This window comes from Paracoccus aminovorans, assembly GCF_001546115.1.
Lineage (GTDB): Bacteria > Pseudomonadota > Alphaproteobacteria > Rhodobacterales > Rhodobacteraceae > Paracoccus > Paracoccus aminovorans_B.
Map to the genome: position 1 here is coordinate 1,136,240 of NZ_KQ955209.1, position 19,217 is coordinate 1,155,456.

At 67.9% G+C, this 19,217-nt stretch carries 18 protein-coding genes; 14 read left to right on the forward strand and 4 right to left on the reverse strand.

The window, feature by feature from the left end; genetic code table 11:
* The first annotated feature begins 20 nt into the window (after positions 1–20).
* The 9 genes from ASV56_RS17095 to ASV56_RS17135 all read left to right on the forward strand — a co-directional run bounded on the left by ASV56_RS17095 (position 21) and on the right by ASV56_RS17135 (position 9,834).
* Positions 21–1,058: a GlxA family transcriptional regulator gene (locus ASV56_RS17095; RefSeq protein ID WP_062563369.1), complete on the forward strand. Its 1,038-nt coding sequence runs from the start codon at positions 21–23 to the stop codon at positions 1,056–1,058.
* 52 nt (positions 1,059–1,110) lie between these two features.
* Positions 1,111–1,908, forward strand: coding sequence for a DUF72 domain-containing protein (locus ASV56_RS17100; RefSeq protein ID WP_062563166.1), 798 nt, complete (start codon positions 1,111–1,113; stop codon positions 1,906–1,908).
* Between the two features lie 197 nt (positions 1,909–2,105).
* Positions 2,106–3,413: an ABC transporter substrate-binding protein gene (locus tag ASV56_RS17105; RefSeq protein WP_062563167.1), complete on the forward strand. Its 1,308-nt coding sequence runs from the start codon at positions 2,106–2,108 to the stop codon at positions 3,411–3,413.
* Between the two features lie 103 nt (positions 3,414–3,516).
* Positions 3,517–4,386, forward strand: coding sequence for a carbohydrate ABC transporter permease (locus ASV56_RS17110; protein WP_062563168.1), 870 nt, complete (start codon positions 3,517–3,519; stop codon positions 4,384–4,386).
* Between the two features lie 4 nt (positions 4,387–4,390).
* Positions 4,391–5,221 (forward strand): carbohydrate ABC transporter permease, encoded by an 831-nt coding sequence (locus ASV56_RS17115; protein WP_062563169.1) that lies wholly within the window; start codon positions 4,391–4,393, stop codon positions 5,219–5,221.
* Positions 5,222–5,230: 9 nt separating this feature from the next.
* Positions 5,231–6,229, forward strand: a complete 999-nt coding sequence (locus ASV56_RS17120; RefSeq protein ID WP_062563170.1) for an ABC transporter ATP-binding protein — start codon at positions 5,231–5,233, stop codon at positions 6,227–6,229.
* Between the two features lie 8 nt (positions 6,230–6,237).
* A complete protein-coding gene (locus tag ASV56_RS17125; protein ID WP_062563171.1) occupies positions 6,238–7,701 on the forward strand; it encodes a mannitol dehydrogenase family protein in 1,464 nt (487 codons plus the stop codon).
* A gap of 3 nt (positions 7,702–7,704) precedes the next feature.
* Complete coding sequence (locus ASV56_RS17130) at positions 7,705–8,361, forward strand: HAD-IA family hydrolase (RefSeq protein WP_062563172.1); 657 nt, start codon at positions 7,705–7,707, stop codon at positions 8,359–8,361.
* Between the two features lie 12 nt (positions 8,362–8,373).
* Positions 8,374–9,834, forward strand: a complete 1,461-nt coding sequence (locus tag ASV56_RS17135; protein ID WP_062563173.1) for an FGGY-family carbohydrate kinase — start codon at positions 8,374–8,376, stop codon at positions 9,832–9,834.
* On the opposite strand, the gene ASV56_RS17140 is transcribed toward ASV56_RS17135, so the two are convergent.
* Positions 9,825–10,757: a sugar-binding transcriptional regulator gene (locus tag ASV56_RS17140; RefSeq protein ID WP_062563174.1), complete on the reverse strand. Its 933-nt coding sequence runs from the start codon at positions 10,755–10,757 to the stop codon at positions 9,825–9,827. The two genes, ASV56_RS17135 and ASV56_RS17140, sit on opposite strands and share 10 nt — an antisense overlap.
* Positions 10,758–11,042: 285 nt before the next feature.
* On the opposite strand from ASV56_RS17140, the gene acs reads away from it, so the two are divergent.
* From acs to ASV56_RS17160, 4 genes are all read left to right on the forward strand, one after another.
* Positions 11,043–12,998: an acetate--CoA ligase gene (gene acs / locus ASV56_RS17145; protein WP_062563175.1), complete on the forward strand. Its 1,956-nt coding sequence runs from the start codon at positions 11,043–11,045 to the stop codon at positions 12,996–12,998.
* A 203-nt stretch (positions 12,999–13,201) separates the two neighbouring features.
* Positions 13,202–13,510, forward strand: a complete 309-nt coding sequence (locus tag ASV56_RS17150) for a DUF485 domain-containing protein (RefSeq protein WP_018001287.1) — start codon at positions 13,202–13,204, stop codon at positions 13,508–13,510.
* Positions 13,507–15,222 (forward strand): cation acetate symporter, encoded by a 1,716-nt coding sequence (locus ASV56_RS17155; protein ID WP_062563176.1) that lies wholly within the window; start codon positions 13,507–13,509, stop codon positions 15,220–15,222. The genes ASV56_RS17150 and ASV56_RS17155 overlap by 4 nt, the downstream gene beginning before the upstream one ends.
* 73 nt (positions 15,223–15,295) lie before the next feature.
* Entirely contained in the window at positions 15,296–15,682 is a 387-nt protein-coding gene (locus ASV56_RS17160; protein ID WP_062563177.1) for a response regulator transcription factor, read from the forward strand.
* Here ASV56_RS17160 and ASV56_RS24035 read toward each other — a convergent pair.
* Positions 15,679–15,846, reverse strand: a complete 168-nt coding sequence (locus ASV56_RS24035; protein ID WP_172823788.1) for a hypothetical protein — start codon at positions 15,844–15,846, stop codon at positions 15,679–15,681. The two genes, ASV56_RS17160 and ASV56_RS24035, sit on opposite strands and share 4 nt — an antisense overlap.
* A gap of 131 nt (positions 15,847–15,977) precedes the next feature.
* On the opposite strand from ASV56_RS24035, the gene ASV56_RS17165 reads away from it, so the two are divergent.
* The gene (locus tag ASV56_RS17165) at positions 15,978–17,060 is read left to right on the forward strand and encodes a PA0069 family radical SAM protein (protein ID WP_062563178.1); all 1,083 of its coding nucleotides are present in this window, start codon (positions 15,978–15,980) and stop codon (positions 17,058–17,060) included.
* On the opposite strand, the gene bmt is transcribed toward ASV56_RS17165, so the two are convergent.
* Together bmt and trpS are read right to left on the reverse strand one after the other, a co-directional pair.
* The gene (gene bmt / locus ASV56_RS17170; RefSeq protein ID WP_062563179.1) at positions 17,061–18,020 is read right to left on the reverse strand and encodes a betaine--homocysteine S-methyltransferase; all 960 of its coding nucleotides are present in this window, start codon (positions 18,018–18,020) and stop codon (positions 17,061–17,063) included.
* A gap of 94 nt (positions 18,021–18,114) precedes the next feature.
* On the reverse strand, positions 18,115–19,134 hold the full coding sequence (gene trpS / locus ASV56_RS17175) for a tryptophan--tRNA ligase (RefSeq protein ID WP_062563180.1): 1,020 nt from the start codon (positions 19,132–19,134) through the stop codon (positions 18,115–18,117).
* Positions 19,135–19,217 lie beyond the last annotated feature (83 nt).

Consider the following 19,217-nt stretch of genomic DNA (forward strand, 5'->3'; position numbering starts at 1 on the left):
GGCATCCGCAGGGGGCGAAGGTGGAGCAATCGGCAGCCGGCGACAGCGAACGCTACATCGCCAAGGGCATCGCGCATCTGAAGCTGGCCGCGCCGGTCGAGGCGCCGGTCAGCGTCGCCTTCGTGCTGATGCCGCGCTTTACCATGCTGGCCTTCACCTCGGCCATCGAGCCCTTGCGGGTCGCGAACCAGCTGACGGAAAAGCTGCTGTTCAAATGGCACGTGCTCAGCGACACCGGCCAGCCCATCGCCTGCTCGAACGGCGTGCCGCTGGTGCCCGATGCCGCCCTGGCCCAGGCGCCGGCCAGCGACTATGTCCTGGTCTGCGGCGGGGTCGAGCCCGATGCCGGCTGCAGCGCGGAACTGACCGACTGGCTGCGCAAGCAATGGCGCCACGGCCGCACCGTCGGCGGGCTTTGCACCGGCGCCTATGCCCTGGCCCGCGCCGGCATCCTGAACGGGCGCCGCTTTACCCTGCATTGGGAAAACATCCCGAACTTCAGCGAAAAGCACCCCGACCTGCTGCCCGAGCGGCGCATCTTCTGCATCGACGAGCGCATCGTGACCAGCGCCGGCGGCGTCGCCTCGACCGAGCTGGCGCTGAAGCTGATCGAGGATTACTACGGCAGCGAGTTGATGCAGGCCGTCATGGACATGTGCCTGCTGGGCCAGATCCGGCGCGGCGAGGAAGAGCAGCTGAGCTCGCTTTCCGTGCGCCTGGGCACCCGCAACGACCACCTGATCCGCGCCGTCGCCTATATCGAGGCCCATGTCGAGGATGAGGTGGACCTGGCCGAATGCGCCGCCTATCTCGGCATCTCGCGCCGACAGCTCGAGCGGCTGTTCCAGCGCTATCTGGACACCACGCCGCTGCAATATCTCAACAAGGTGCGGCTGCAGCACGCGCGTTCGCTGCTGACGGAAACCAACCTCGGCGTGATGGAGGTGGCGGTGGCCTGCGGCTTCGGCTCGGCCTCGTATTTCTCCAAGGTGTTCCGCGGGCATTACGGCATCTCGCCGCACAAGTTCTCGCTGACGCGCAAGCGGCTGGCGGGCTGAACCGGACCGCGCCTCGCGCGTTGTGCCTGGCCCGAGGCATCAGGAGGCAGGCATGGCGGGACGGATTCGCATCGGCATCGGCGGCTGGACTTATGAGCCCTGGCGCGGCAGCTTCTACCCGCCCGGCCTGGCGCAGCGGCGCGAGCTGGAACATGCCAGCCGCCATCTGAGCTCGATCGAGGTCAACGGCACCTATTACGGCAGCCAGAAGCCCGACAGCTTTCGCAAGTGGCATGACGAGACGCCGGACGGTTTCGTGTTTTCGCTGAAGGGCCCGCGCTTTGCCACCAACCGCCGGGTGCTGGCCGAGGCGGGCGACAGCGTGGCGCGCTTCATGGACAGCGGCGTCCTGCTGCTGGGCGACAAGCTGGGGCCGATCAACTGGCAGTTCATGCCGACGAAGAAATTCGATCCCGAGGATTTCGCCGCCTTCCTGGACCTGCTGCCGCCCGAGGCCGAGGGCCGGCGCCTGCGCCATGTCGTCGAGCTGCGCCACGCCAGCTTCCGCGACCCCGCGCTGCTGGAACTGGCGCGCAGCCGGGGCATCGGCGTGGTGGTCGCGGCGGACAGCCCGCATCCGCAGATCGCCGACCCGACGGCCGATTTCGTCTATGCCCGGATCATGGGCACGCGCGAGGACGAGCCCTTGGGCTATGCCGCGGCCGAACTGGATCTGTGGGCCGAACGGGCACGGACCTGGGCCGGCGGCGGGCTGCCCAAGGGCCTGGATTATGTCGGCAAGCCGGTCAAGGCCAAGGCGCGCGACGTGTTCCTTTATGTCATCAGCGGTTACAAGGAACGCAATCCGCAGGCCGCCATGGCGTTGATCGAGCGTCTTTCGCATCCTTGAAACCACGACAGACATTCATCGCAATACGCTGAATAAATTGCATATAATGCCGTGATAAGCCCTGTCAGATGGTGCGGAAAGTGCCTGCGCAAAACGCCGCAGCGGGCTCATAGATTTTTGCTTGACTCTCGCCGCCGTGATGTGTGAGCATTTGCCCATCGTATTAGCAAATGCTGATCCGCAGGGAGGATAGACGAATGAGCATGATGCTGCGCGGCCTGATGGGGGCCTGCGCCATGACGGCGCTGGCCGTTCCGGCCATGGCCGAGACGCTGACCATCGCCACCGTGAACAACGGCGACATGATCCGCATGCAGAAGATGACCAAGCCCTTCACGGATGCGAACCCGGACATCCAGCTGGAATGGGTCACGCTGGAAGAAAACGTGCTGCGCCAGCGCGTCACCACCGACATCGCCACCAAGGGCGGCCAGTATGACATCGTGACGGTCGGCAATTACGAGGTGCCGATCTGGGCCAAGCAGGGCTGGCTGACCCCGCTGGAAGACATGGGCGCCGATTACGACGCCGACGACATCCTGCCCCCGATCCGCGAGGGGCTGTCGCTGGACGGCAAGCTTTACGCCGCGCCCTTCTACGGCGAATCGGCGATGATCATGTATCGCAAGGACCTGATGGAGAAGGCCGGGCTGACCATGCCCGAGCGCCCGACCTGGGACTTCGTCTATGACGCCGCCCGCAAGATGACCGACAAATCGGCCGAGGTCTATGGCATCTGCCTGCGCGGCAAGGCCGGCTGGGGCGAGAACATGGCCTTCCTGACCTCGATGGCGGCAAGCTATGGCGCGCCCTGGTTCGACATGGAATGGAAGCCGCAGTTCTCGGGCGAGGCCTGGAAGAAGGCGCTGACCGATTACGTCGCCATCATGACCGAGGCCGGCCCGCCCGGCGCCTCGTCGAACGGCTTCAACGAGAACCTGGCGCTGTTCCAGACCGGCAAATGCGGCATGTGGATCGACGCCACCGTCGCCGCCAGCTTCGTGTCGAACCCCAAGGAATCGACCGTGGCCGACAAGGTCGGCTATGCGCTGGCGCCCGAGGGCGAGAAGCCGCAGATGTGGCTCTGGGCCTGGACCCTGGCCGTGCCGTCCTCGACCGACGCGCCGGACGCGGCGAAGAAGTTCGTCGCCTGGGCGACCTCGAAAGCCTATACCGAGCAGGTCGCGGCCGCCGAGGGCTGGGCCAACGTCCCGCCCGGCACCCGCACCTCGCTTTACGAGAATGCGGAATACCAGAAGGCCGCGCCCTTTGCGAAGCCGACGCTGGACAGCATCATGTCGGCCGACCTGAAGAACCCGACCACGGTCGAGGTGCCCTATATCGGCACGCAATGGGTCGGCATCCCCGAGTTCCAGGCGCTCGGCACCGCCGTGGGCCAGCAGTTCTCGGCCGCGCTGGCCGGCCAGGCCAGCGTCGACCAGGCGCTGCAGATGGCCCAGCAGATCGCCGAGCGCGAGATGGCCAAGGCCGGCTATCCGAAGTGAGTAATCGGTAACCTGTTGCCGCAAGGGGCGGCACGCCGCCCCTTGCCCCAGCCTTCCCGTTTTCATGCCTCGATTTTCATCGCCCGCGTAGGGAGGCGCGCCGATGGCTACCCAACATCAAAGAACACTGGCGCGCTTCATGGTCGCGCCCTCGGTCCTGCTGCTTCTGGGCTGGATGATCGTGCCCCTGGCGATGACGCTGTGGTTCAGCTTCCAAAGCTACAACCTTCTGTCGCCCGGGATGGAGCAATTCATCGGCTTCACCAACTACAGGTATTTCCTGTCCGACCCGGCCTTCTGGCAGGCGATGGCGAACACGCTGCTGATCGTCGGCGGCGTCCTGGTCATCACTGTCGGCGGCGGCATCCTGCTGGCCTTGCTGCTGGACCAGCCGATCCGCGGCCAGGGCATGGTGCGCATCCTGATGATCGCGCCCTTCTTCATCATGCCGACCGTCTCGGCGCTGGTGTGGAAGAACATGTTCATGAACCCGGTCAACGGGCTTTTCGCCTGGATGGCCAAGGCCGTGGGCGCGCAACCGATAGATTTTCTGGCGCAATATCCGCTGATGTCGATCATCCTGATCGTCGCCTGGCAATGGCTGCCCTTTGCCACGCTGATCCTGCTGACCGCGATGCAGTCGCTCGACAGCGAGCAGATGGAGGCGGCCGAGATGGACGGCGCCGGCGCCTGGGCCAAGTTCACCCATCTGGTGCTGCCGCACCTGTCGCGCGCCATCACCGTGGTGATCCTGATCGAAACCATCTTCCTGCTTTCGGTCTTTGCCGAGATCCTGGTCACCACCAATGGCGGGCCGGGCTATGCCTCGACCAACCTGACCTACCTCGTCTATTCGCAGGCGCTGCTGCAATACGACGTGGGGGGCGCCTCCGCCGGCGGCATCATCGCCGTCATCCTGGCCAATATCGTTGCGATCTTCCTGATGCGGATGATCGGCAAGACGCTGGAGTGATCCCATGGCCCGTCGCGTTTCCGAAACCCGCCGCTGGACCTTCACCATCTTGGCATGGCTGGTCGCGCTGGCGATCTTCTTCCCGATCCTGTGGACGATCCTGACCAGCTTCAAGTCCGAGGCCGATGCCATCGCCAGCCCGCCGAAGTTCCTGTTCTTCGACTGGACGACCGAGAACTATGCCGAGGTGCAGTCCCGCTCGCCCTATTTCCGGCATTTCATGAACTCGGTCATCATCTCGGTCGGCTCGACCCTGCTGGGCCTCCTGATCGCCATTCCGGCCGCCTGGTCGATGGCCTTCCAGCCGGCCAAGCGGACCAAGGACCTGCTGATGTGGATGCTGTCCACCAAGATGATGCCGGCGGCCGGCGTGCTGATCCCGATGTATCTGATGTTCCGGTCCTTCGGGCTTCTCGACACCCGCATCGGCATCACGGTCGTGCTGATGCTGATCAACCTGCCGATCATCACCTGGATGCTCTACACCTATTTCCGCGAGATCCCGGGCGAGATCCTGGAGGCCGCGCGCATGGACGGCGCCAGCCTGTCCAAGGAGATCATCCACGTCCTGACGCCCATGGCGGTGCCCGGCATCGCCTCGACGCTGCTGCTGAACGTCATCCTGGCCTGGAACGAGGCGTTCTGGACGCTGAACCTGACCACCTCCAAGGCGGCGCCGCTGACGACCTTCATCGCCAGCTATTCCAGCCCCGAGGGGCTTTTCTACGCGAAACTCTCGGCGGCGAGCACCATGGCCATCGCCCCGATCCTGATCCTGGGCTGGTTCAGCCAGAAACAACTCGTGCGCGGCCTGACCTTCGGCGCGGTGAAGTGAGGTAACACGATGGGAAGCATTACGCTCAAGCAGGTCCGCAAGGCTTTCGGCGATGTCGAGGTCATTCCGGGCGTCGACCTGCAAATCAACGACGGCGAATTCGTGGTCTTCGTCGGCCCCTCGGGCTGCGGCAAGTCCACGCTGTTGCGGCTGATCGCCGGGCTCGAGGACGTGAGTTCGGGCCAGATCCTGATCGACGGCCAGGACATGACCCAGGCGGCGCCCTCGCGGCGCAAGCTGGCGATGGTGTTCCAGAGCTATGCGCTTTACCCGCATATGTCGGTCAGGAAGAACATCGCCTTTCCGCTGAAGATGGCCGGCATGGACGCGGCCCAGCAAGAGGCGCGGGTGAAGCATGCCGCGGGCATCCTGAACCTGACCGACTACCTGGACCGCCGCCCCGGCCAGCTGTCGGGCGGCCAGCGCCAGCGCGTCGCCATCGGCCGCGCCATCGTGCGCGAGCCCTCGGCCTTTCTGTTCGACGAGCCGCTGTCGAACCTCGACGCCGCGCTGCGCGTGAACATGCGCGTGGAAATCTCGGAACTGCACAAGAAACTTGCCACGACCATGGTCTATGTCACCCATGACCAGGTCGAGGCGATGACCATGGCCGACAAGATCGTCGTGCTGCGCGCCGGCCGGGTGGAACAGGTGGGCTCGCCGCTGGAACTCTACCGCACGCCCGCGAACCGCTTCGTCGCCGGCTTCATCGGCAGCCCGAACATGAACTTCATCGAGGGCGAGCCGGCGGCGCGCCTGGGCGCCCATGCCATCGGCGTCCGCCCCGAGCATTTCGCCATGTCCACGACCGAGGGCCTGCTGGCCGGCACCGTGGGCGTGGCCGAGCATCTGGGCTCGGACACCTTCCTGCACATCGACCTGGACAACGGCTCGCATATCGTCGCCCGGGCGGCGGGGGAATTTCCCGTCCATCATGGCGACCGCATCTTCCTGACCCCGCAAGAGGGACGGGTCTATCGCTTCGACCAGAACGGCCTGGCGCTGTGAGGGACAAGATGGACAGGCTTTCCAACCAGACGCTTGCGCAACTCGCCCAGCCCGGCCCCGGCTATGACCGCGCCGGCCTGCGCCCCGGCATCCTGCATTTCGGCGTCGGCAATTTCTTCCGCGCGCATCAGGCGTTCTACCTCGACCGGCTGATGAACATGGGGCTGGCCCAGGATTTCGCCATCATCGGCGCCGGGGTCATGCCGGGCGACGCCAGGATGCGCGACACGCTGGCGGCGCAAGATCACCTTTATACGCTGGTCGAGCAATCGGCCACACGCTCGGACGCCCGCGTGCTGGGGCCGATCGTCGATTACATCGCGCCGGGCGATCATGCGCGCGTCATCGCCACCCTGGCCGATCCGGCGATCCGCATCGTCGGGCTGACCATCACCGAAGGCGGCTATTTCATCGACGCCGCCACCGGCCATTTCGACCCCGCGCATCCCGCCATCGCCGCCGATGCGGCGACGCCCGAGGCGCCGCAGACCGTTTTCGGCCTGATCGTCGCGGGGCTGAAGGCCCGCCGCGCGGCCGGGCATCCGGCCTTTACCGTGATGTGCTGCGACAACATCCCGCATAACGGCAAGGTCACCCGCGAGGCGGTGGTGGAGACCGCGCGACTCTCGGACCCCGGACTGGCCGAGTGGATCCTGGCCAATGTCGCCTTCCCCAACGCCATGGTGGACCGCATCACCCCCGCGACCAGCGACCGCGAACGCCGCATGGTGCGCGAGGATTTCGGCATTCCCGACGCGGCGCCGGTCTTTTGCGAGGACTTCATCCAATGGGTGTTGGAGGACAATTTCCCCGCCGGCCGCCCGCCGCTGGAGAAAGCCGGCGTCGAGTTCGTCGCCGACGTGACGCCCTGGGAGCTGATGAAGATCCGCATCCTGAACGGCGGCCATGCGGTGATCGCCTATCCGGCCGGCCTGCTGGACATCCATTTCGTGCATGAGGCGATGCAGGACGCCCAGGTCCGCGCCTTCCTGGAAAAGATCGAGGCCGACGAGATCATCCCGGCCGTGCCGCCGGTCCCGGGCACCGACCTGCAGGCCTATTTCGCCAAGGTGGCCGAGCGCTGCGCCAATCCCAAGATCGGCGACACCGTGCGCAGGCTCTGCCTCGACGGCTCGAACCGGCAGCCGAAGTTCATCGTGCCGACCATTGCGCACCGGCTGGAACGGGGGTTGCCGGTCGAGGGGCTGGCGCTGGAATCGGCGCTGTGGTGCCGCTATTGCGCCGGCGTCACCGACAGCGGCGCGGTGATCGAGCCGAACGACCCGAACTGGGATAGCCTTGTGCCCAAGGCGCAGGCGGCGCGGACCGATCCCTCGGCCTGGCTCGGCATGGCCGAGATCTATGGCGCGACCGGGCAGGACCCGCGCTTTGCCGAACCCTTCGCGCGCTGGCTGGCGATGCTGTGGGACAAGGGCACGCGGGCCACGCTCGACGCCTATCTCGGGGCGTGAGCGGTGGCGCGGGGGCTGATCTTCGACTGCGACGGCGTGCTCGTGGACAGCGAGCCGCTGGCCGTGGCCGAGCTCGAGGCCCTGCTGCATGGTCTGGGCGTGCCGATCGACAGCGCGCGGATCTATGACGAATTCCTCGGCCGCTCGATCCTGACCATCGTCGAGGCGGCGCGCGTTCACGGCGTCGACATGGCGCCGGCGCTGCCGGGCTTTTCGCAGGCGCTGTTTAGCCGCTTTCGCCGCGACCTGCGCCCGGTCGAGGGGATGTCTCAGGCGCTGGCCGGGATCGCGGGGCCGCGCGCCGTGGCCTCGTCCAGCGCCCCCGACCGGCTGGCGCTGTCGCTGGCGCTGACCGGGCTCGCGCCGGTCTTCGGGCCGCATGTCTATTCCTCGACCATGGTCGCGCAGGGCAAGCCGGCGCCCGACCTGTTCCTGCTGGCCGCCGACCGGCTGGGCCTGGCGCCCGGCGATTGCGTGGTGATCGAGGACAGCCCGGCCGGGCTGCGCGCCGCCCGCGCCGCCGGCATGCGCGCCATCGGCTTTCTGGGCGGCAGCCATGCCGGCGCCGCGCGTCTGCGCGACAAGCTGGCCGCCGAGGCGCCGGATGCGTTGATTGACCATGCCCGCGATTTGCCCAACACTCTGGCCGAACTGCGCTAGGGGAGGACGGGCTTGCTGATCGCGGCGGTGGATGTGGGCTCGGCCCGCGCGCGGGCGGGGCTGTTCTCGGCCGAGGGGCGGCTTCTGGCCCGCGCCAGCCAGGGCTTTGCCGCCATCGCCGGCCCGGACCAGCAGGCCGGCCACGATTTCGCCGAGATCTGGCGCGCCGTGGCCGAGGCGCTGGCCGAGGCGCGCCGCCAGGCCGGCGCCAGCCCGGGCCAGATCCGGGCGCTGGCCTTTGACGCAACCTGCTCGCTGGTGGTCGAGGCGCCGGGCTTCGCCCCCGATGTCATCGCCTGGCACGACCACCGCGCCATTGCCGAGGCGCGCGAACTGGACGCGATGGGCCATGAGATCGTCACCCGCGCCGGCGGCGCCGTCTCGCCCGAGATGCAGACGCCGAAGCTGATGTGGCTCGCCCGGCACCGGCCCGAGGCTTGGGCAGGGTTGACCGGCATCCGCGACCTCTGCGACCAGCTGGCCTTTCGCGCCACCGGCATCGAGGCGCGCTCGCATTGCGCGACGGTGGCGAAATGGCCCTGGCTGCCCGACCGGGGCGGCTGGCAGACCGACCTGATGACCCGCGCCGGCATCGACGGCTTTCCGCGCCCCGGCGCGGTGCTGCCGGCCGGCACGCCGATCGGGCCCCTGTCGGCGGCGGGTGCGGCGGAACTGGGGCTCGACCGCGACACCATGGTCGCGGCCGGGCTGATCGACGCCTTTGCCGGCGCGCTCGGTGCGGCGCCCGAGATGCCGGCGCTGATCGCCGGCACCTCGAATTGCGTGATGGCGACCGGGCTCGGGCCGGCGCCCGCGCTGTGGGGGCCCTATCCCGGCGCCATCCTGCCCGACGAGGCGGTCAGCGAGGGCGGCCAGTCCGCGACCGGCGCGGCGCTGGAGCAGATCCGCCGGCTGTATCCGCAGCCGCAGAGCCATGACGAGATCCTGGCCCGGATCGCGCGGGCGCCGGACGAGCCGGGGCAGGGGGTGCATGTGCTGCCGGACTTCAAGGGCAGCCGCACGCCCTTTGCCGACCCGCTGATGCGCGGCACCGTCCACGGGCTTGCGCTCGACGGCAGCATCGCGGCGCTGGACGGGCTCTATTGGCGCGCGGCGGTCGGGATCGCGCTGGGAACGCGGCAGGTCATCGCCCATATGGGCCTGACGCCGCAGCGGCTGGCCATGGCTGGCGGCCAGGCGCGGGCGCCCGCCATGCGCCAGCTCTATGCCGATGCCACCGGGGCCGAGATCCACTGGCAGCCCGAGGATGCCGTGCTGCGCGGCACCGCCATCGCCGCCGCGGCGCCGCTGGCCGGGGGCCTGCGCGCCGCCCGCGCCCGCTTTGCCCGCCCGGTCGAGATCACCCGCCCGGACCCCGCCGCCCGGGCTCGGCGCGAGGCCGACTGGCGCATCTTCCAGCGCCTGCAAGAGCAGCGCGCCGAGATCGCGGCCATGCTTCCGGCTCAGTCCTGAAGCAGCCCGGCCGCGGTCGCGGCATCGGTGATCAGCCCGCTGACCAGCCCGCCCTGCAGCGCGCCCCGGATCGCCGGCAGCTTGTCGAGCCCATGCGCCGCGCCGATGACCAGCGTGCTGGCCCGGGGCGGGATCGGCGCCGAGGCGACGCGGTCGTTGCTGAGCCCCTCGATCAGCCGGCCTTGGGCGTCATAGGCCCAGCCGGTGATCTCGCCCACCGCGCCGGCGGCGACCAGAGCGTCGAGATCCGGCTGCGACAGGAACCCGTCCAGCATCAGCGGCGCGGCCGCCCCCACGGTGCCGATGCCCAGGAAAGCCACGGCGGCTTCCGAGGACATGCGGATCAGCCGCTGAATGCTGGGCTGGCCGTTCACCGCCTGCCGCTCATGCACGGTGGGCGCGATCACCGGCAGCGGCATCGGGAAGCTGCGCGCCGTCACCAGGTCCGACAGGGTGAACAGCACGTTGTAATAGGCGGTCGAGCCGTCCGGAGCGATATTGCCGGTCAGCGACACGATGCGGTGCTGCGGGCAGTCGATATGCGGCAGCTGCGCGATGGCGGCGCGCAGGGTGCGGCCGGTGCCGATCGCCATGGTCATCGGCTCGGGCCGGCGCAGCCATTGCTCGATGGTGTCGGCCAGCATCAAGGCCACCCCGGCCTCGGGCGCGTCCGCGGGCGCCACCTCGCAGAAGGCCAGCCGCCAGCGCCGGCGCAGCGCCTCGGCCAGGTCCATGCAATGGGCAAAGGGGTGGTCGATGCGGATCTTGACGATGCCCTCGGCCATGGCCTGCGCCACCAGCCGTTGCGCGGTCTGGCGCGACACGCCCATGATCCCGGCGATCTCGTCCTGGGTCTTGCCGGCGACATGGGAAAGCCACGCCGCCTTGGCGGCCTGTTCCAGTTTCCGGCCCTGGTTCGACATCGCTTCGCCTTCCGCCCTGCGGGTGGTTCCCGCGCCGGCCATGTCTAGCTTGGCCCGGTGTCGCCTGTCCAGCCGCCGCGCCGCTCGCGCTTCTGTGAATAATTTACAGAAGCTATGTCGGTTCCGTCAATTATTTTACAAAATTCCCTTTAATAAAAAATGGTTTACTAAAATTGCATTCTAGGATTAACATTCGACATATTCGGAGTGTCGAGGCCGGCACAGGCGCCAGAGGAGGGTGCCGCCGTGCCGCCGCCAGCCGCATCGCCAGGAGAGGAGCCCGTCATGTCTGTTGAAAATGTTGCGAAACACCCCATCCCCGCCGGTTTCGAGGATGCCCATCTTCTGCCCGACGGTTACGCGCGGATGTATGCCGAATCGATTTCCGACCCGGAGGGGTTCTGGCGCCGCGAGGGTCAGCGCCTGGACTGGATCCAGCCCTATACCAAGGTGAAGGACACGGATTTCACCATGGGCAACGTCTCGATCAAGTGGTTCGAGGACGGGGTGCTGAACGCCTCGGTCAACTGCATCGACCGCCACCTGCCCAAGCGCGCCAACCAGACCGCGATCATCTTCGAACCCGACGATCCGGGCGCGCCGGCGCGTCACATCACCTATGCCGAGCTGTCGGAAAAGGTGAACCGCTTCGCCAACGTGCTGCTGAGCCAGGGCGTGATGCGCGGCGATCGGGTGGTGATCTATCTGCCGATGATCCCCGAGGCGGCCTATGCCATGCTGGCCTGCGCCCGCATCGGCGCCATCCATTCCATCGTCTTCGCCGGCTTCTCGCCCGACGCGCTGGCGAACCGCATCAACGACTCGGGCGCCAAGCTGGTCATCACCGCCGACACCGCGCCGCGCGGCGGCCGGCGCACGGCGCTGAAGTCGAACACCGACGCGGCGCTTCTGCATTGCTCGGACCGGGTGCGCTGCCTGGTCGTCAAGCATACCGGCGACCAGACCACCTGGATCGACGGCCGCGACGTGGACGTGCTGCGCCTGATGGAGGAGGTCAGCCCCGACTGTCCGCCGCGCCCGATGAATGCCGAGGATCCGCTGTTCATCCTTTACACCTCAGGCTCGACCGGCAAGCCCAAGGGCGTGGTGCATACCACCGGCGGCTACCTGGTCTTTGCCGCGATGACGCATCAATATGTCTTCGACTACAAGGACGGCGACGTGTTCTGGTGCACGGCGGACGTGGGCTGGGTCACCGGCCACAGCTATATCGTCTATGGCCCGCTGGCGAACGGCGCCACCACCGTCATGTTCGAGGGCGTGCCGAATTATCCCGACGCAGGCCGCTTCTGGGCGGTCTGCGAAAAGCACAAGGTCAACCAGTTCTACACCGCGCCGACCGCCATCCGCTCGCTGATGGGCCAGGGGCCGGAATGGGTCGAGAAATACGACCTGTCCAGCCTGCGCGTGCTGGGCTCGGTCGGCGAGCCGATCAACCCCGAGGCCTGGAACTGGTATGACAAGCATGTTGGCAAGGGCAAATGCCCGATCGTCGACACCTGGTGGCAGACCGAGACCGGCGGCCACATGATCACCTCGATCCCCGGCGCCATCGAAACCAAGGCCGGGGCGGCGACGCTGCCCTTCTTCGGCGTCAAGCCCGAGGTGCTGGACGCCGCGACCGGCGCGGTGCAGGAGGGCGACCCGGCCGAGGGCGTGCTCTGCATCGCCGACAGCTGGCCGGGGCAGATGCGCACGCTGTGGGGCGACCACCAGCGCTTCATGGAGGCCTATTTCCAGCAATATCCGGGCTATTACTTCACCGGCGACGGCTGCCGGCGCGACGAGGACGGCTATTACTGGATCACCGGCCGGGTCGATGACGTCATCAACGTCTCGGGGCACCGCATGGGCACGGCCGAGGTGGAATCGGCGCTGGTCGCCCATGCCAAGGTCGCCGAGGCCGCGGTGGTCGGCTATCCGCACAGCCTGAAGGGGCAGGGCATCTATGCCTATGTCACGCTGATGAACGGCATCGAGCCCAGCGACGACCTGCGCAAGGAGCTGGAGACCTGGGTCCGCACCGAGATCGGCCCCATCGCCAAGCCCGACCTGATCCAATGGGCGCCGGGCCTGCCCAAGACCCGCTCGGGCAAGATCATGCGCCGCATCCTGCGCAAGATCGCCGAGGACGATTTCGGCGCCCTGGGCGACATCTCGACGCTGGCCGATCCGGGCGTCGTGGACGAGCTGATCGAGAACCGGATGAACCGCAGCTGACGCGGGGCCCGGCGCGACAACCTCGCGCCGGACCTTCGCCTTTCCGACCCCGCGGGCGGCACGCTGCCCGCGGACCGGTCGCGGCTTGGCTGCCGATTGCGCGCCCGCGCCGCGATCCCATGCAATGAGGGACCAGATCATCCGGCCGAGGAGGACCGCCCGGACGACCTGACCGCAGCCCGTGCAGGAGGAACACGACGGACATGGAACAGAACCTCGCAGACCGGATCGCCGCCGATCCGAACTATCAGCAGCTGAAATCAAGCAGGTCCCGCTTTGGCTGGATTCTGACCCTGGCCATGCTGGTGGTCTATTACGGCTACATCACGCTGATCGCCTTCGACAAGGAGGCGCTGGCCGCGCGCATCGGCGACGGCGTGATGACCTGGGGCATCCCCATCGGCTTCGGCGTCATCATCTTCACCATCGTCGTGACCGGCATCTATGTGCGCCGCGCCAACAGCGAGTTCGACGATCTCAACGAAAAGATCAAGCGGGAGGCGCTGAAATGAGCCGCATCACCCAACGCTTCGCGGCCGCGGCCGCGCTGGCGCTGACCCCGGGCCTTGCGCTGGCCGACGCCATCCAGGGCGGCGGCGAGAAGCAGGCCACCAACTGGACCGCGATCATCATGTTTGCGGGCTTCGTGGTGCTGACGCTGTTCATCACCAAATGGGCCGCGGCCAAGACCAAGTCGGCGGCGGATTTCTATACCGCCGGCGGCGGCATCTCGGGCTTCCAGAACGGGCTGGCCATCGCGGGCGACTACATGTCCGCCGCCTCGTTCCTGGGCATTTCCGCCGCGGTGATGACCTCGGGCTATGACGGGCTGATCTATTCCATCGGCTTCCTGGTCGGCTGGCCGATCCTGACCTTCCTGATGGCGGAACGCCTGCGCAACCTCGGCAAGTTCACCTTTGCCGACGTGGCGGCCTTCCGCTTCGCCCAGACGCCGGTGCGGATCTTTGCCGCCTCGGGCACGCTGGTCGTGGTCGCCTTCTATCTGATCGCGCAGATGGTCGGCGCCGGCTCGCTGATCGAGCTGCTGTTCGGCCTCGACTACTGGATCGCGGTGGTGATCGTCGGCGCGCTGATGATGATCTATGTGCTGTTCGGCGGCATGACCGCGACGACCTGGGTGCAGATCATCAAGGCCTGCCTGCTGCTGGGCGGCGCATCCTTCATGGCCTTCATGGTGATGTGGAAATACGGCTTCTCGCCCGAGGCCATGTTCGCCGATGCCGTGCGCGTCAAGGCCGATCTTGCCACCGCCGCCGGCAAGACCCCCGAGGAAGCCGCCACCGCCGGCCAGTCGATCATGGGTCCGGGCACCTTCATCAAGGACCCGATCTCGGCCATCAGCTTCGGCATGGCGCTGATGTTCGGCACCGCCGGCCTGCCGCATATCCTGATGCGCTTCTTCACCGTCCCCAGCGCCAAGGAAGCGCGCAAGTCGGTGATGTGGGCGACCGGCTGGATCGGCTATTTCTACCTGCTGACCTTCATCATCGGCTTCGGCGCCATCACCTTCGTGCTGACCAACCCGGGCTTCCTGGGCGCGGACGGCAAGCTGATGGGTGGCAACAACATGGCGGCCGTGCATCTGGCCCATGCCGTCGGCGGCAACGTCTTCCTGGGCTTCATCTCGGCCGTGGCCTTTGCCACCATCCTGGCGGTGGTCGCCGGCCTGACGCTCTCGGGCGCCTCGGCGGTCAGCCATGACCTCTATGCGACCGTCATCAAGAAGGGCAACCCCGAGCCGGGCAGCGAGCTGCGCGTGTCGCGCATGACCACCATCGCGCTTGGCATCGTCGCGGTGGTGCTGGGCATCGCCTTCAAGAACCAGAACATCGCCTTCATGGTGTCGCTGGCCTTCGCCGTCGCCGCCTCGGCCAACTTCCCGGTGCTGTTCATGTCGGTGCTGTGGAAGGATTGCACCACGCGCGGCGCGGTGATCGGCGGCTTCCTGGGGCTGATCTCCTCGGTGGTGCTGACGGTGCTGTCGCCCTCGGTCTGGGAAGCGACGCTGGGCAATCCTGAAGGCTCGGCGCCCTTCCCCTATACCTCGCCGGCGCTGTTCTCGATGACGCTAGCCTTCGTGGGGATCTGGCTGTTCTCGAAGCTGGACAACAGCCGTCGGGCGCAGATCGACCGCGCGGGCTTCCTGGCCCAGCAGGTGCGCTCGGAAACCGGGATCGGCGCGTCCGAAGCCTCGTCGCACTAAGCAAGATCGGCCGGGGCGTGCCCACGCGCGCGCGCCCCGGCCTTCTGCCTTGCCGCAGCATCGCGAGGACGGGATGACGGCTGATTCGCACAGGCATTCGGTCCTGATCGTCGAGGACGAGGACAGCATCGCGCTGGCCATCGAATTCGTGCTGGCCCGCCAGGGCTATGCCCATCGCCGGGTCGCCCGGGGCCGCGACGCCCTGGCCAGCATCCGCGAGGCCCGCCCCGACCTGGTGCTGCTGGACATCATGCTGCCCGACATTTCGGGCTATGAGATCATCGAGACCCTGCGCGCCGATCCCGCCCTGCGCGGCATGCGCGTGCTGATGATGACCGCGCGCGGCTCGGTAGTCGAGCGGCGCAAGGGCCTGGAACTGGGTGCCGACGGCTTCATCGCCAAACCCTTCGAGCTGAACGAATTGCGCGCCGAGATCGCGCGGCTGCTGGACGCCGGCTAATGCGGGTGATCGTCGCGCGTGCTCAGATGCGCGATGCCGGCGGCGGCCAGCGCCAAGAGCGCCAGCGCGAACAGCGGAATGCCCACGGCGCTGGCCGCCCAGATCGTCAGCCCGGCGGCGAGGATCACGGCAAGCATCAGGATCAGGAAATGCGGCAGCGGCATGACATCCTCCGTTCCCTTCAATATGGGCCGCCGGCGCGGCGGCGAAAAGCCCCGGGACGGAAAATCGGCGATAATCCGGCGCAGCGCCACGCGGCGCTGGTCAATGTTCGCTGAATGTTCTAGCATGGGGCATGACCCTGCCGCCCCGCAACCCCGACGAGATCCTGCGCGCCCGCGGTGCCGACTCGCGCCCCGCCGGCCGGTTCGAGCCCTATCGGGCCGAGCGCGAGCATGACGGCTGGGACATCCCCGAGGACCAGGACCTGCTGCGCACCGAGATCGCGATGGAGCGGGCGCGCTCGGTCATCACCCGCAATACCTCGCCCGACGTGCCCTTCGACCGCTCGGTCAATCCCTATCGCGGCTGCGAACATGGCTGCATCTATTGCTTCGCCCGGCCCAGCCACGCCTATCTCGGCCTGTCGCCGGGCCTGGATTTCGAAACCCGCATCACCGCCAAGCCCAATGCGGCCGAGGTGCTGGCGGCGCAGATCGCCAAGCCCGGCTATCAGGTGGCGCCGCTCGCCTTCGGCACCAACACCGACCCCTATCAGCCGGCCGAGGCGGGCCTTGGCATCATGCGCGCCTGCCTGCAGGTGCTGCATGACTGGAACCACCCGCTGAGCCTGGTCACGCGCGGCGCCACGGTGATGCGCGATGCCGATCTGCTGGGGGCGATGGCGGCGCGGGGGCAGGCGATGGCCGGGGTCTCGATCACCACGCTCGATGCCGCGCTGGCGCGGGCCATGGAGCCGCGCGCGCCGGCGCCCGCGACCCGGCTGCGCATGATCCGGGTGCTGGCCGATGCCGGCGTGCCGGTGCGGGTGATGGTGGCGCCGATGATCCCGGTGCTGACCGCGCATGAGATGGAATCGATCATGCAGGCGGCGCGGGACGCCGGCGCGACGGCCGCCAGCATGATCCCGGTGCGCCTGCCCTTGGAGGTGGCGCCGCTGTTCCGCGACTGGCTGGAACGCCACCACCCGGGCAAGGCGGCGCATGTCATGGCCCGCATCCAGGCCATGCGCGGCGGGCGCGACAACGATCCGCGCTTCGGCTCGCGCATGCGCGGCGAAGGGGTCGAGGCGGAGCTTCTGCACCAGCGCTTCCGCCTGGCCCGCAAGCGGCTGGGCCTGACGCGCGAAGCCGAGGCGCTGGATTGCAGCCGCTTCGGCCCGCCGCCGCGGGAGGGCGACCAGCTGTCGCTGTTCTGACTATTCTCCCGGCCCCATGACCTGCGCGATCCGGGCCGAGATCGCATCCGGCGTCGGCCGCGGCCCGCGCGGCGCGCCGACCAGCGCGTCGCGCATCGCCGCCAGATGCGCCGGCGTGGTGCCGCAGCAGCCGCCGATGATGCGGATGCCGAGGTCGCGGGCCAGCACGGCGAATTCCGCCATCACCTCGGGCGTGGCGTCATAGACCAGCCCGCCGTCCTGATAGCGCGGCACGCCGGCATTCGGCTTGGCGATCAGCGGGCGCTCGTTCCCCGAGGCCGCGAAGCCGGCGATGGCGTGCAGCAATTCGGCCGGGCCGGTGCCGCAATTGGCGCCGAAGGCCAGCGGCGGATGCGGCAGCCGCTCGATCAGCGCGGCAAGCTGCGGCGGGCTGACGCCCATGATGCTGCGCCCGCCCGGCTCGAAGCTCATCATGCCGCACCAGGGCATGCCGACGGTCTGGGCGGCGCGGGCGGCGGCGCGCATTTCCTCGGCGGCGCTGATGGTCTCGATCCACAGCACGTCGGCGCCGCCGTCCTTCAGCGCCTGGGCCTGGTCGGTGAACATGGCGGTGGCCTCGGCCTCGGTCAGCCGGCCCATCGGCGCCATGATCTCGCCGATCGGACCCATCGAGCCGGCGACGACCACCGCGCGGCGTGCCTCGGCCGCGGCCTCGCGCGCCAGCCGCGCGGCGGCGCGGTTCAGCGTGGCCACGCGGTCGGCGGCGCCGGCCAGCCGCAGCCGGCTGGCATTGGCGCCGAAACTGTTGGTCAGGATAACGTCGGCGCCCGAGGCGATCATCCGGCGGTGCAGCTCGCGCACCTTGTCGGGATGGGTCTCGCACCACAGATCCGGCGCCTGTCCCGGCGCCAGCCCCATGTTGTAGAGATTGGTCCCGGTGGCGCCGTCGGCCAGAAGCCAGGGGCGTTCGCCGAGCGCGCGCGAAAGCTGGTCAGGCATGGTCTTTCCCGTCTGGAGAGGGCCCGGCTTGCCGGCAGGATCGAGGAATCATAGCCGATCCTGCGCGGAAGTCATTGAAACATTGGGCACCCGCTCAGCGCGAGCGGATCATGCCCATGATCTCCTTGGTGCGCTCGACGATGGGCTCGGCGATGGCCTGGGCCTGGCCGGCGCCGCGACCCAGGATGCGGTCGATCTCGGCCGGATCGGCCATGAAATCGGTCATGCGCCGGGTGATCGGCGCCAAGGCCTCGACCGCCACCTCGGCCAGCGCCGGCTTGAAGGCGCCAAAGCCCTGGCCCTCGAACCGCGACAGCACCTCGTCGCCGGTCTCGCCCGAAAGCGCGGCATAGATATTGACGAGGTTCTTCGCCTCGGGCCGGTCCTTGAGGCCCTCCATCGTGCCGGGCAGCGGGTCGGCATCGGTGCGGGCCTTGCGGATCTTCTGCGCGATGGCGTCGGCATCATCGGTCAGGTTGATGCGCGTCGCGTCCGAGGGATCCGATTTCGACATCTTCTTGCTGCCGTCGCGCAGGGACATGACCCGGGTGGCGGTGCCCTCGATCAGCGGCTCGGTGATCGGGAAGAACGCCTGGCCGTAATCGTGGTTGAACTTCGCGGCGATGTCGCGGGTCAGCTCCAGGTGCTGCTTCTGGTCCTCGCCCACCGGCACGGCGGTGGCGTGATAGGCCAGGATGTCGGCCGCCATCAGCGAGGGATAGGCCAGCAGGCCCAGCGACGAATTCTCGCTGTTCTTGCCGGCCTTGTCCTTGAACTGGGTCATCCGGTACATCCAGCCAACGCGCGCCACCGTATTGAAAAGCCACGCCAATTCGGCATGCTGCGGCACCTGGCTCTGGTTGAACAGGATGGAAACCTCGGGGTCCACGCCCGAGGCCAGGAAGGCCGCCGCGACCTCGCGGGTGTTGTGCTTGAGCTTCTCGGGGTCTTGCCAGACGGTGATCGCGTGCAGGTCCACGACGCAATAGATCGTCTCGGCCCCCTTGCCCTGATAGTCCGCAAAGCGTTTCAGCGCGCCGAGATAGTTCCCCAGCGTCAGCCCGCCCGAGGGCTGGATGCCGGAGAAGATGCGCTTGGTGAAGCTCGTGGTCATGGCACTACCTGCTTGGAAAATCCCGGGGGCTGGCTTACCCCTTGGCCGGTTCGGGCGCAACTGCCCGCAATGGAAGGAAGCAA

Coding starts and splice junctions, on each gene's coding strand:
- ASV56_RS17105 (WP_062563167.1), top strand. CDS start 2,106: ATGAGCATGATGCTGCGCGGCCTGATGGGGGCCTGCGCCATGACGGCG.
- ASV56_RS17125 (WP_062563171.1), top strand. CDS start 6,238: ATGGACAGGCTTTCCAACCAGACGCTTGCGCAACTCGCCCAGCCCGGC.
- ASV56_RS17100 (WP_062563166.1), top strand. CDS start 1,111: ATGGCGGGACGGATTCGCATCGGCATCGGCGGCTGGACTTATGAGCCC.
- ASV56_RS17160 (WP_062563177.1), top strand. CDS start 15,296: ATGACGGCTGATTCGCACAGGCATTCGGTCCTGATCGTCGAGGACGAG.
- bmt (WP_062563179.1), bottom strand. CDS start 18,020: ATGCCTGACCAGCTTTCGCGCGCGCTCGGCGAACGCCCCTGGCTTCTG.
- ASV56_RS24035 (WP_172823788.1), bottom strand. CDS start 15,846: ATGCCGCTGCCGCATTTCCTGATCCTGATGCTTGCCGTGATCCTCGCC.
- ASV56_RS17115 (WP_062563169.1), top strand. CDS start 4,391: ATGGCCCGTCGCGTTTCCGAAACCCGCCGCTGGACCTTCACCATCTTG.
- acs (WP_062563175.1), top strand. CDS start 11,043: ATGTCTGTTGAAAATGTTGCGAAACACCCCATCCCCGCCGGTTTCGAG.
- ASV56_RS17120 (WP_062563170.1), top strand. CDS start 5,231: ATGGGAAGCATTACGCTCAAGCAGGTCCGCAAGGCTTTCGGCGATGTC.
- ASV56_RS17150 (WP_018001287.1), top strand. CDS start 13,202: ATGGAACAGAACCTCGCAGACCGGATCGCCGCCGATCCGAACTATCAG.
- ASV56_RS17165 (WP_062563178.1), top strand. CDS start 15,978: ATGACCCTGCCGCCCCGCAACCCCGACGAGATCCTGCGCGCCCGCGGT.
- ASV56_RS17110 (WP_062563168.1), top strand. CDS start 3,517: ATGGCTACCCAACATCAAAGAACACTGGCGCGCTTCATGGTCGCGCCC.
- ASV56_RS17155 (WP_062563176.1), top strand. CDS start 13,507: ATGAGCCGCATCACCCAACGCTTCGCGGCCGCGGCCGCGCTGGCGCTG.
- trpS (WP_062563180.1), bottom strand. CDS start 19,134: ATGACCACGAGCTTCACCAAGCGCATCTTCTCCGGCATCCAGCCCTCG.
- ASV56_RS17140 (WP_062563174.1), bottom strand. CDS start 10,757: ATGTCGAACCAGGGCCGGAAACTGGAACAGGCCGCCAAGGCGGCGTGG.